Origin of the sequence: Aestuariivivens sp. NBU2969, from assembly GCF_019931125.1 — a bacterium.
Lineage (GTDB): Bacteria > Bacteroidota > Bacteroidia > Flavobacteriales > Flavobacteriaceae > Aestuariivivens > Aestuariivivens marinum.
Genome location: NZ_JAIOUU010000002.1, coordinates 1 through 12,446 on the forward strand (window position 1 = coordinate 1; position 12,446 = coordinate 12,446).

Below are 12,446 nucleotides of genomic sequence, written 5' to 3' on the forward strand. Positions count from 1 at the left end.
AAAATATTTGGCACAATTCCATTATGAGAATGATTAATAAAAAACCTATATATTGGAATCAAATAAAACAGAACGTAACTTAATAACTCAACATTTTTTTATAAATTTCTTCTGTGTAAAAAACTAATTTTTCTGTTTTTTTAGTTAAAAAATAGCGAGTATGATTAATTAGATAAATGATAAGGTTAACTCGATTGGACACACAAATAAAGTGAATATTATAAATAGTTTGTTTACAGTTTTCTATGTTATGCAACAATTCCCTAAACCAATAATTTAATATTAGCATAAGAGTTTTCTAGTGCTTTATTAATTTGCCCGTTGTTCAACCATTCGACTTTAGTTATACCCTCATTTTCCTGAGCTACCAAATCGCCAGCGAAACTGGTCTTCATTTGAAACCAATAAGTAACTTTAATTTTATGCCTACCATTTCTTTTAAAAATATGGTAAGTCGTATCTAACGGCTTAACAATCTCAAGACCAGCTACACCTGTTTCTTCAGCAACTTCTCTTAATGCAGTTCTTTCAATGGATTCACTCCCCTCAATTTTACCTTTAGGCAAATCCCATTTTTCGTTCCGGTAAATGAATAAAATTTCGCCATTATCATTATAGACCTTACCACCCCCAGCAATTACATTAGGTAATTTTTTCAAAAACTTTTTAAGTAGTTTTTCCTTGTTATTATGGATTAGACGAACTTCCTTTAAATCGGTTTTATTAAGCTCTTTTATTACTTTACCTATGTTTACCGTGTTTAACAAATAGTTTCTAAATCCGTTTTCCAATTCAACTTTATCTGTTAAAACAATAGGTTTATCTCCAACAAAAACTTGATACATTATAAATGTCTTCGGTTAGGTTTTGGTAAAAATATCATTTTTAAGCACAATTTTTAAATTGTTAAAAAAATATTTTAAATCGAATGTCTATAACAGCATTAAATTAAATTTATGTTTAATTTTGCGACTATGATTTTTAATAAACATACCGCCAGAAAAACTGCTGAGGTTTTATTGCAGGTAAATGCTATAAAACTAAGCCCAAAAGCCCCTTTTACTTGGGCTTCAGGATGGAAATCTCCAATTTATTGTGACAATCGTATTATTTTATCGTTTCCTCCTATAAGAAACTATATAAGGGAAGCTATGGGAAAACAAATTGAAAAGCAATATGGCAAACCCGACGCTATTGCTGGTGTAGCCACGGGTGCCATTGGCATTGGTATGTTGGTAGCAGAATACCTGGGACTTCCATTTATATATGTTAGACCCGATGCTAAGGGCCATGGACGTAAAAACCAAATTGAAGGATTTATAGAAAAAGGGCAAAATGTAGTAGTGGTAGAAGATTTAATTAGTACAGGAAAAAGTAGTTTAAATGCGGTAAATGCATTAAGAGATGCTGGGATAAGCGTAAAAGGCATGATTGCTATTTTTACTTATGGTTTTGATGTCGCTACCAAAAATTTTGAAAAAGCCAACGTAAAACTCCAAACTTTGGGTAATTATGAAAGTTTGCTGGAACAAGCTGTTTACACCAATTATATTTCTGAAAAAGAACTTAAAACTTTATTAGATTGGAATTCCAATCCTAGTGAATGGCACCCAAATTAAACTACATTTTAGTTAAGGGGTATGAAACCCCTTTAATTTGACAGCTAAAGAACCTATAATAAAATACATCATGAATTTAGAATCCCCAAATATAAGCGTTGCTAAATCGGCACAAGACATCTTTAACTTTTTAACTGATGTAAAAAACTTCGAAGCTTTAATGCCTGAAAATATTAGCAAATTTGAGATTCTTGAAGAAGATAAGTTTGTGTTTGCTTTAAAGGGCATGCCAGAAATTGTCTTAAAAAAGAAAGAGGCAATCCCTCCAAATAAAATTGTTTTAGGTGCCGCTGGAGGGAAAATAGACTTTTCTTTAGTAGGTGAAATAAACGCAATAGATGGATCAAATAGTGAGGTTCAATTAAAGTTTAGTGGGGATTTCAACCCTATGATGGCTATGATGATTAAAGGTCCCATCACCAAATTTATTGAAACACTGGCAACCAATATTCCCAATGCAATTTAATTTTGTGTCTTAAAAGAACACTTCACTAAACTTAATTTACCATTTCATTAAGCCTAATGCATCAAGGTAATTTCTTTTAGGTCATATTTTTTAACAATCTGGTCTTCTTGGGTCACCATAAGCTTTCCATATTTGGTAACCCCTTTTATAAACCCGGAGAACAAATTGCCATTAGCATCTTTAAATGTTGAAGGCTTATCCTTTCTAAATAAATATGCTTCATATTCATTTTTAACAGTATTGTATTCACCATCTTGTAAAAGTTGGGAATAGTATTTGGTCTGTTTCATTATGTAATGCAAAACTTCATCCAAATCATAATGTACTCCTGTTATACTTTTTAAAGAAGATGCCTGTGGTAAGTTCTCAAACTCTGTTTGGTTTACGTTTACCCCTATCCCAATAATGGTAGAATTCAACCTGTCTTTTATGACATTTTCTATTAATATGCCGCATATTTTCTTGTTTGCTGACAAAATGTCGTTTGGCCATTTAATGCGTACATCTGGAATGTTGAATTGCTGTAACGCTTTCAAAATAGCCAAGGAAACTGCCATGCTTATGTAAAAAGGAAACTCAACCACATGCACACTCAAGTCCTTAAATAAGCTAAACATAAGGTTTTTACCAGTTTCTGATTGCCATGTCGTACCCATTTGTCCACGACCTCTTGTTTGGTGTTGTGCAATAACAACTGTATAATCTTCTACTACTTCATTATAGATCATTTCCTTTAAAAATGAATTTGTGGAATCGATGGCATTAAGTTTGATTATACGCATTAATAGAGTTGTATTTTGACTTTAAAATCTTATGATTATTTTAAAGTATAAAGAACTAAAAAAATAATAACTTTGCACAAAGTAAATAAAATTAATGGCGAAAGAAAAAATAAGTACAGACCAGTTAATATCGGTTATAATTAGTGGGATTGAAGATGTTAAGGGTAAAGAAATAAGTATTTTAGATTTAAGGGATATTGAAAACACGGTTTGTGATTATTTTATAATTTGTGAAGGAACTTCAAACACGCAGGTTACCGCTATTGTAAATTCAATACAAAAAAAGGTTAGTAAAGAACTAAAGGATAATCCTTGGCATACAGAAGGTTTGGACAATGCCGAATGGGTGCTCATAGATTATGTTAATGTTGTTGTACATGTTTTCCAAAAGCATATTAGAGAATATTACGATATAGAAAGCCTTTGGGGAGATGCAAAAACAACAGTTATAGAAACGAGTTACTAAAACATGGCAAACGACAAAAAAAACATAAAAGAGAAAAAACCAAAATTCAGTCCATATTGGATTTATGCTGTTATTATAATGGTTTTCCTAGGATTTCAACTATTGGGTGGAAACAGTTTTGAAAGTTCCAAAAACATAACAACTTCTGAATTTTTTAAATATGCCGAAGATAATGACGTTGAAAGAGTTGTTGTAATAAACAGGCGTATTGCCAATGTCTATCTTACAGATGAGGCACAGGATAAAGAAATTCACAAAAGATCAAAGCCACAAACGTTTATTCCTTCGTCCACTAAATTACCAAACTATAAATTTGAAATTGGAGATTTACAAAACTTCGAAAACGATTTAAAGACAATAGGAAAATACGATATCTATTCCTTAGAAACAGACGAAAATCATTTGGGTGACTTTTTAATTAGCTTACTTCCATTCATATTGTTAATAGGCGTATGGATATTCATTATGCGCCGCATGTCTGGTGGTGCTGGTGGTGGTGCTGGCGGACAGATTTTCAATATAGGTAAATCTAAAGCCAAACTATTCGACCAAAATACCGATGTAAAAACTACCTTTAAGGATGTTGCTGGCTTAGAGGGTGCAAAGGAAGAAGTACAAGAAATAGTGGATTTCCTCAAATATCCTGAAAAATATACCACTTTAGGTGGGAAAATCCCAAAAGGCGCTTTATTGGTTGGCCCTCCAGGAACAGGAAAGACCCTATTGGCAAGAGCTGTTGCCGGAGAAGCTAAAGTACCTTTCTTTTCACTTTCGGGATCCGATTTTGTAGAAATGTTTGTTGGTGTTGGCGCATCACGGGTTCGTGACCTATTCAAGCAGGCCAAAGAAAAATCGCCTTCTATAATTTTTATAGATGAAATTGATGCCATTGGTCGGGCAAGAGGGAAAAATGCTATGTCTGGAAGCAACGATGAACGTGAAAACACATTAAACCAGTTACTTACAGAAATGGATGGCTTTGGTACCAATGCCAATGTTATCGTATTAGCAGCTACTAACAGGGCTGATATTTTAGACAAGGCCTTAATGCGTGCCGGACGTTTTGACCGACAAATTTTTGTAGATCTTCCCGATTTGCGTGAACGTAAAGAAATTTTTGAAGTGCATCTTAGACCACTAAAAAAATCCAAGGATTTAGATACCGATTTTTTGGCTAAACAAACTCCAGGATTCTCAGGTGCCGATATAGCCAACGTATGCAATGAAGCTGCTTTGATTGCTGCTAGAAATGGCAAAAAAGTGGTAGACAAACAAGACTTTTTAGATGCGGTAGACCGAATAATAGGTGGTCTTGAAAAGAAAAATAAAATTATTACTCCTAGCGAGAAAAAAGCTGTTGCCTACCATGAAGCAGGTCACGCTACCGTGAGTTGGATGTTGGAACATGCCGCACCATTGGTTAAAGTAACAATTGTTCCTAGAGGACGTTCATTAGGAGCAGCATGGTATTTACCAGAGGAGCGCTTAATTGTTAGACCAGAGCAAATGCTGGATGAAATGTGTGCTGCATTGGGTGGTCGTGCTGCCGAAAAGGTTATTTTTGATAAAATCTCTACTGGCGCATTAAGTGATTTGGAAAAAGTAACCAAGCAAGCAAGAGCCATGGTTACCATTTATGGACTAAGCGATAAGATTGGTAATTTAACTTATTACGATTCTTCAGGACAAAGCGAATATGGATTTACCAAACCTTATAGTGAAGAAACAGCTGAACTCATAGATAAAGAAATTTCCAGTATTATTGAAGAACAGTACCAACGTGCCATCAAAATCTTGGAGGAAAACAAAGACAAACTTACCGAATTGGCTGAAGTACTTTTAGAAAAAGAAGTAATATTTAAAGACAATTTGGAAAAAATATTTGGCAAACGTACTTTTGAAAAAGAAGAAGAACAAATAACAAAAGAAGAACAAGAAACAACAGAAAAATAGATTATTCCTATTATTTTGTTAAGTAAATAGTAAAAATCTTAAATTACCCTCATGGTTAGTTTAAGATTTTTTATATTTGATAAACCCAGATGTAATTGAGTTAATAGCATAATCTTAATGAGTCTTTTTAGAAAAATTTTTGGTTTTAAATCTGAAAATAAGGATGAAGAACTAATAAAATCAAACGAAAGAGGCAAGTACATGCCTGAAATCAAGCTGCCAATAGACGAAAGGTTTACCATAAACTTTAAAGCTAATGGCGGTAAATTCCTTTACTGTGAAAACTTAGATGAAATCTTTCAAAACTTACAAAACATATTAGTTGAAAATCAATGGGAAAATAAAAATGTGTTAGTTTTAGATGACCAACTTGAAAGTAAGTTTAAAGGCTCCAGCTTACAATCTACCCGAAAAATAAGTGATGCTACATTTTTCTTAACGACATGTGAAAACCTCATTGCCAATGACGGTTCTTTGCTTATTTCTTCCAAACAGATTTTTGAAAAAAAATTACGTGAGTTACCTTTTAATTTTATTGTCTTTGCTACAACCAGTCAAATTGTTGAAAGCATAGGAGAAGGACTTCGAGTTATAAAATCAAAAAGCAGACAAAAAATACCCACCAATATTACAACTATTAAACATTTTAAATCTGTCGATGAAAAAGATTTCTTAAGCTATGGCAGTAGTGCAAAAAATTTATACTTATTACTTCTAGAAGACCTGTAGCATGAAGGAATTTTTTATTCGAGGCTTATCTGGCTTACTCTATGCGACTCTACTTATATTATGTTTATATTCTGAACATGCACTTCTTATTCTCTTTTTAGTTTTTGGTCTGATTTGTCTTGTGGAGTTTAAAAAGCTTATTCAGCTTAAAAGCAACATTCCATATATCATTTTTATTATACTTTATGGTATTTTTGGTTATTGGCAAGAGGTCCTACAATCTAATGGCGGACTCGACGAAGCTACCCAAATTTTAATGGTTATAACCATTTTTGTGCAGTTGTTTTTAATTAAGGATTTGTTTTCAGAAAAGGTCATCCCCTTGTTTCATTCCAAACGTTTTATTTTAACAACCTTTTATCTCTCTAGCGGATTTGTTTTTTTGGTTTTAATTACCAATTATTACCCTACATATAACCCAAACATTTTATTAGGAGCGTTTATATTGGTTTGGGTAAACGACTCGTTTGCTTATTTAGTTGGCAAAAACTTTGGAAGGCAAAAACTTTTTGAAAAAATATCGCCCAAGAAAACTGTAGAAGGGTTTTTAGGGGGGTTATTTTTTTCATGTATAGCAAGCTATTTTATCGCTACCTTTACCGAAACTTTAAATTTCACTAACTGGCTAATAATGGCTATTATTATTAGTGTATTTGGAACGCTAGGGGATTTAATAGAATCTAAATTTAAAAGGCAAGCCCAAGTTAAGGATAGTGGTGTAATTATGCCGGGGCATGGTGGATTGTTAGATCGATTGGATAGCATTATTTTTGCTGCTCCAATTATATATTTATTCTTAAGAATGCTTAAATATGTTTCATAAAGAAGGACATAAAATTATAACGGTAACGTTTATTCTAGTTTTAGCACTGTTCTTGCTTACCGATTTTTTCATAGGCATAGCTTGGTTGCGAACAACTATCATGCTTTTATTGTTTGTGTTTTTAATTATTATCCTTCAGTTTTTTAGAAACCCCAAACGCAATACTTTGGTTAACAATGATACTGTAGTATCACCTGTTGACGGAAAGGTAGTAGTTATTGAAGAGGTTTTCGAGAAAGAATATTTTATGGACCAACGCTTACAGGTAAGTGTATTTATGTCTCCTATCAACGTCCATGTGACTCGTTATCCTATAAGTGGCAATGTTATTTTTAGTAAATACCATCCAGGAAAATACTTAGTGGCATGGCACCCTAAAGCTAGCGAGGAAAATGAACGCACAACCATTGTTGTTGAAAATGAAAATTATGGTAAGGTACTGTATCGTCAAATTGCAGGGGCACTGGCCAAGCGTATTGTTAATTATGCCAAACAAAACGATAAAGTAGTTCAAGGAGAAGATTCTGGATTTATAAAATTTGGTTCAAGGGTAGATGTTTTTTTGCCTTTAGACGCAAAAATTAAGGTTCAACTCAACCAAAAAGTAAAAGGTGGCGAAAGCATTATTGCAGAAACCAATGGGTAAAACTGATTTAGATACAGCCTTCCAAGAAGCCGTTAACCGGGTTAACAATCATACCGATCCGTTTCCTGCTGATACGCTATTAAAACTCTATGCCTATTACAAAAGAGCCACAAACGATTATGGCAAACCCAGTAGCAAAAAACCTATTATCAATGCCTTTAAGACAAACGCCTTGTTTCAGGTTCAAAATGTAAGTCCTAAGGCCGCCAAAGAGAAGTATATAGAATTGGTTAATAATTACTTTTTATACAGGGAATAACATCCGTTTACACTTTTTCTACAAATTCAGCCTGAAAAAGCATAGCGAAATGGTTTAACATTTTTTTCTTAACCTCATCCATGGCAACTTCTTTGACTCCTAGCTCAACATTCAATGATGTCACTGCCTTACCCCTAATCCCACAAGGAATAATATTATCGAAATACCCTAAATCGGCATTGACATTAAACGCAAAGCCATGCATAGAAACCCACCTACTGGCGCGCACACCCATAGCACAAATTTTTCGGGCAAAGGGTGTTCCTACGTCCAACCAAACCCCCGTTTCACCTTTACTTCGTGTGGCTTCAATACCATATTCTGCAAGAGTTAGAATAATCATTTCTTCCAGAAAGCGAAGATACTTATGAATATCGGTAAAGAAATTTTCAAGATCTAAAATAGGATAACCAACAATTTGTCCAGGACCATGATAAGTAATATCGCCACCACGGTTAATTTTATAAAATGTAGCACCTTTATCGGCAATTTGCTTTTCGTTTAAAAGCAAGTTAGACAAATCACCACTTTTTCCCAATGTATACACATGTGGGTGCTCTACAAACAAGAAATAATTATTGGTTTGCAAATGTGTTTCCTCCCTCCTGTTTTTAGCCTTGATGTCAACAATACCCTTAAACAATAGTTCTTGGTAATCCCAAGTTTCCTTGTAGTCCTTATGCCCTAAATCCTGTAGTTCTATTAGCTTGTTCATAGGCTGCAAAAGTACGGGAATTTTTCATTTTAAAATTCATATAAGACAAACGAAAAGCATTGCATTACAAATGGATACTGGCTAAATCATATCTAACGGTTAGGGTTATTAAGAATAACAAGCGCCGCTATTACCCCAGGAACCCATCCACATAACCATAACAAGAATACTATAAAAATAGAACCACAGCCCTTATCTAAAACAGCTAAGGGCGGACAAATTATAGACAATAAAACTCTCCAAAAACTCATGTATTCCGATTTTTAATTGATGACACCTATTGGACGTAATAGTTTTAGGTTTGTTACACTCAATTATTACACTAGGTATTAAATTTTTAGTCATTGGTGTTTCATTCAAAGAAAATAGGTAGTTTCGTAATATGAACATACGCAACTGTTTTATTTTATTATTCCTAATATCGGTTTTTGCTCAAGCACAATATAAATTTTCGGGTGAAATAGATAAAACGAAGTGGCACGACAATGTGTACCTCTCCATCATAGATGATTATAGGCACTTGTCTGGTATTTATGAAGAGCAGATTATTGACATGGTGAAGGCAGACTCTATCGGTCATTTCGAATTTACAGGAAGCGTATTAGAAGATAATTATAGAATTTACAGAATACATGTTCACAATTGTGAAAAGTACAATCTAGAACTGCCACATTTTAATGGCCATTGCGACGAAAGTAACGAAATACTATTTATAGCAAAAAATACAGACACCTTACAGTTCCCTTTTTCTTTTGACTATCAAATGTTTTGCGATGTAAAATCAAAAAATAATAAGGCCCTATCACTCATCAAAATCGACTCCCTTAAAGATGAAATGAAATATGCTTACAGTACATTTAGAAGTGAAGCTAACAGAGCATTGAACAACAAAAAATGGTTTAAAAAATTACAGGATTTTGGCCAAAGCTTAAACGAACCCTTGGCGGAGCTATACATTTACACCTATTTATCAGACAGAAGGAATAGTATGCACCAATATTATTTGGAAGATTTAAAGACTAATCCCTATTACGAAGGTTTGCTTAAAAGATTAACGGCTACCTATCCTGATGCAACTTATACCCAACAATACCGAAACGAACTTAATTCTGATGAATTTATACTTAATAGGGAGTCTGAAAATAATGCTGTTAATTGGACCTATATTTTATTCTTCTTGTTCATTGCATCTATATCGGTTAACATTATATTATTCCTGTCCTTCAAAAAATTCAAGAAACGGATGTCTTCCAATGGTAAAGAACAATTAACGCGGCAAGAACAGAATATTCTCAATTTATTACTTGAAGATAAATCCAATAAAGAAATAGCCGACATCCTTTTTGTTAGCCTTAGCACCGTAAAAACCCATATAAACAACATTTATAGAAAGTTAAATATTCAAAATAGAAATGAAGCTAAATCATTATTTAACAACTAGTTAATAAGCGTATAATTAGGTACTAGTACCTTTTTCAATCCTGATTTTTTAGTTTTTAATAAAAGATATGTGCAAGTTTGTTACATCAAGAATTTTTAAAATTTAAATAATCATGACTTACTCATTAAATCAAAAATCAACAAATTTATTACTTGTTTTATTCTTATTTGTTTCAGCGTTTAGCTTTGCCCAAGAAGAAGACAAATCTAAAAAAGTTGGTGTTTTTACTTTTGAAAACGAAGAAATAGACTATGGCACCATTGCCTATAATTCTGATGGCTTGCGTGTATTTAAATTTACCAATACAGGAGACGCGCCAATAGTAATCTCTAAAGCAAAAGGATCATGTGGTTGTACCGTACCTACCTATAGCAAAAATGTCATTCTACCAGGTGAAAAAGGTGAAATTCAGGTAAAATATGCCACAAACAGGATTGGTAAATTCACCAAAACAGTTATGTTAACCACAAATGCTTCTCAACCTAACAAAGTATTAAGGATTAAGGGAGAAGTACTGAAACCTGAAACAAAAGAAGCTCCCAAAAGCTAATTGTTATCTACCATAGCTTGTATATAAGTTTTTTATGTACAAGCTTATTAAAAATGTTGTGTGCTATTGTGTGTAAATAATGTAATTTTGCACCTGGTCATTAAGGACCGGTTTTTAAAATCACAATAGCATGCAATTATCAGAGCAAGAACTTGTAAGACGAGAGAAATTAGCAAAATTACGCGAATTGGGCATTAACCCTTATCCTGCCAATTTATACCCAGTTAAGAATACTTCAAAATCAATAAAGACCAATTTTAAGCAGGGCGAACAGGTGGTTATCGCTGGTCGCTTAATGTCTAGGCGCATCCAGGGCAATGCTAGTTTTGCAGAGTTACAAGATGCCGAAGGCCGTATCCAACTGTATTTTAACAGGGACGAAATATGTTCTGGAGACGATAAGACAAAATACAATACTGTTTATAAAAAATTACTGGACATAGGTGATTTTATAGGTATTGAAGGCGAACTTTTCACTACTAAAGTTGGCGAAAAAACGGTTATGGTAAAAGACTTTACCTTATTAAGTAAAGCCTTAAAACCGTTGCCTTTACCAAAATTGGATGCCGAAGGCAATATTCACGATAAATTTGACGATCCCGAGTTACGTTACCGTCAGCGTTATGCCGATTTGGTAGTTAACCCACACGTTAAGGATGTTTTCGTAAAACGCACCAAATTGTTCAATGCCATGCGTCAATTTTTTAACGATGCTGGTTATTTTGAAGTAGAAACCCCGGTATTACAGCCCATTGCCGGTGGTGCTGCGGCGCGTCCGTTTGTAACCCACCATAATGCTTTAGATGTGCCACTTTATATGCGAATTGCAAACGAGCTATACTTAAAGCGCTTAATCGTTGGTGGTTTTGATGGTGTTTACGAATTCTCTAAAAACTTCCGTAACGAGGGTATGGACCGCACCCACAATCCAGAGTTTACAGCCATGGAAATTTACGTGGCCTACAAGGATTATAACTGGATGATGGATTTCTGTGAACGTTTGCTGGAGCATTGTGCCATAGCAGTTAACGGTACCACCAAAGCAACGTTTGGTAAGCATGATATCGATTTTAAGGCCCCTTATGCCAGGGTAACCATGGCCGACTCGATTAAAGAATTTACTGGGTTTGATATTACAGGTAAAAGTGAATCCGAAATACGAGAAGCTGCCAAAGCTATGGGTGTTGAAGTAGACGAGACTATGGGTAAGGGTAAGCTGATAGACGAAATTTTTGGTGAAAAATGTGAGGGCAACTACATTCAGCCCACCTTTATTACCGACTACCCGAAAGAAATGAGCCCATTGTGTAAGGAGCACCGAGACAATCCTGAACTGACCGAGCGTTTTGAGTTGATGGTTTGTGGTAAGGAAATAGCCAATGCTTACTCTGAGCTTAACGACCCTATAGACCAACGCGAACGTTTTGAGCACCAATTGGAATTGGCCAAAAAAGGTGATGAGGAAGCTACAGCGACTATCGATTACGATTTTTTACGTGCCCTAGAATACGGTATGCCCCCTACTTCGGGGATGGGTATTGGTATGGACCGATTGATTATGTTCTTGACCAACAACCAATCCATACAGGAGGTGCTGTTCTTTCCGCAAATGCGGCCAGAAAAGAAAACTGTGGCTTTAAGTGATGATGCCAAAACCATTTTTGAAACCTTGAGAAAAACTGAAAGATTACCTCTGTCAGATTTAAAACTACAATCGGGTTTATCAAATAAAAAATGGGATAAATGTATTAAAGAACTTACTAAAAATAGTCTTGTCAAACTTGAAAAAACAGATGAAGGCTTGTTTGTTGGAGTTGTTTAAGAGCTCCTTTAAAGAAATCTTAAAAAGGGAATCAAATGAGATTCCCTTTTTTTATTATCATTTATTCTATTAAAAATATTAGACGATATAGTTTTCTTTTAACTATGATATAAACTAAAGCTTTTTAAGAAACAGTTAATCATCAATATATCAAGTTGTATCGAATAGTATTGGA

15 protein-coding genes are annotated in these 12,446 nt (G+C 34.2%); 11 read left to right on the plus strand and 4 right to left on the minus strand.

Annotated features, from left to right (window positions below; translation table 11 throughout):
• Positions 1-263 precede the first annotated feature (263 nt).
• Positions 264-845 (minus strand): NUDIX hydrolase, encoded by a 582-nt coding sequence (locus K7G79_RS01775; RefSeq protein ID WP_223548571.1) that lies wholly within the window; start codon positions 843-845, stop codon positions 264-266.
• 129 nt (positions 846-974) lie between these two features.
• On the opposite strand from K7G79_RS01775, the gene pyrE reads away from it, so the two are divergent.
• On the plus strand, positions 975-1,619 hold the full coding sequence (pyrE, locus tag K7G79_RS01780) for an orotate phosphoribosyltransferase (RefSeq protein ID WP_223548573.1): 645 nt from the start codon (positions 975-977) through the stop codon (positions 1,617-1,619).
• Positions 1,620-1,689: 70 nt separating this feature from the next.
• Positions 1,690-2,085 carry an SRPBCC family protein gene (locus tag K7G79_RS01785; protein ID WP_223548575.1) on the plus strand — a complete coding sequence of 132 codons (396 nt, stop codon included), beginning with the start codon at positions 1,690-1,692 and terminating at the stop codon, positions 2,083-2,085.
• 53 nt (positions 2,086-2,138) lie between these two features.
• Here the strand turns inward: K7G79_RS01785 and K7G79_RS01790 are convergent, their stop codons facing one another.
• Positions 2,139-2,867 carry a biotin--[acetyl-CoA-carboxylase] ligase gene (locus tag K7G79_RS01790; RefSeq protein ID WP_223548577.1) on the minus strand — a complete coding sequence of 243 codons (729 nt, stop codon included), beginning with the start codon at positions 2,865-2,867 and terminating at the stop codon, positions 2,139-2,141.
• A 94-nt stretch (positions 2,868-2,961) separates the two neighbouring features.
• On the opposite strand from K7G79_RS01790, the gene rsfS reads away from it, so the two are divergent.
• The 6 genes from rsfS (at position 2,962) to K7G79_RS01820 (ending at position 7,743) form a co-directional block, all read left to right on the plus strand.
• Positions 2,962-3,333 carry a ribosome silencing factor gene (gene rsfS, locus K7G79_RS01795; protein ID WP_223548579.1) on the plus strand — a complete coding sequence of 124 codons (372 nt, stop codon included), beginning with the start codon at positions 2,962-2,964 and terminating at the stop codon, positions 3,331-3,333.
• A 3-nt stretch (positions 3,334-3,336) separates the two neighbouring features.
• Positions 3,337-5,286 (plus strand): ATP-dependent zinc metalloprotease FtsH, encoded by a 1,950-nt coding sequence (ftsH, locus tag K7G79_RS01800; protein ID WP_223548581.1) that lies wholly within the window; start codon positions 3,337-3,339, stop codon positions 5,284-5,286.
• A 117-nt stretch (positions 5,287-5,403) separates the two neighbouring features.
• Complete coding sequence (locus K7G79_RS01805) at positions 5,404-6,015, plus strand: LUD domain-containing protein (RefSeq protein ID WP_223548583.1); 612 nt, start codon at positions 5,404-5,406, stop codon at positions 6,013-6,015.
• Position 6,016: 1 nt separating this feature from the next.
• A complete protein-coding gene (locus K7G79_RS01810; RefSeq protein ID WP_223548584.1) occupies positions 6,017-6,838 on the plus strand; it encodes a phosphatidate cytidylyltransferase in 822 nt (273 codons plus the stop codon).
• Positions 6,828-7,484, plus strand: coding sequence for a phosphatidylserine decarboxylase family protein (locus K7G79_RS01815; protein ID WP_223548586.1), 657 nt, complete (start codon positions 6,828-6,830; stop codon positions 7,482-7,484). Before K7G79_RS01810 ends, K7G79_RS01815 begins: the two co-directional genes overlap by 11 nt.
• Positions 7,477-7,743, plus strand: a complete 267-nt coding sequence (locus K7G79_RS01820; RefSeq protein WP_223548588.1) for an acyl-CoA-binding protein — start codon at positions 7,477-7,479, stop codon at positions 7,741-7,743. The genes K7G79_RS01815 and K7G79_RS01820 overlap by 8 nt, the downstream gene beginning before the upstream one ends.
• 7 nt (positions 7,744-7,750) lie before the next feature.
• Here K7G79_RS01820 and lipB read toward each other — a convergent pair whose 3' ends face one another.
• A complete protein-coding gene (gene lipB, locus K7G79_RS01825) occupies positions 7,751-8,458 on the minus strand; it encodes a lipoyl(octanoyl) transferase LipB (protein ID WP_223548590.1) in 708 nt (235 codons plus the stop codon).
• A gap of 92 nt (positions 8,459-8,550) precedes the next feature.
• Entirely contained in the window at positions 8,551-8,709 is a 159-nt protein-coding gene (locus K7G79_RS01830; RefSeq protein ID WP_223548593.1) for a YqaE/Pmp3 family membrane protein, read from the minus strand.
• 131 nt (positions 8,710-8,840) lie between these two features.
• On the opposite strand from K7G79_RS01830, the gene K7G79_RS01835 reads away from it, so the two are divergent.
• The 3 genes from K7G79_RS01835 (at position 8,841) to lysS (ending at position 12,271) form a co-directional block, all read left to right on the plus strand.
• Positions 8,841-9,899 (plus strand): helix-turn-helix transcriptional regulator, encoded by a 1,059-nt coding sequence (locus K7G79_RS01835; protein WP_223548595.1) that lies wholly within the window; start codon positions 8,841-8,843, stop codon positions 9,897-9,899.
• 112 nt (positions 9,900-10,011) lie between these two features.
• Entirely contained in the window at positions 10,012-10,449 is a 438-nt protein-coding gene (locus tag K7G79_RS01840; RefSeq protein WP_223548597.1) for a DUF1573 domain-containing protein, read from the plus strand.
• A gap of 130 nt (positions 10,450-10,579) precedes the next feature.
• Positions 10,580-12,271: a lysine--tRNA ligase gene (lysS, locus tag K7G79_RS01845; protein WP_223548599.1), complete on the plus strand. Its 1,692-nt coding sequence runs from the start codon at positions 10,580-10,582 to the stop codon at positions 12,269-12,271.
• The last annotated feature ends 175 nt before the right edge of the window (positions 12,272-12,446 follow it).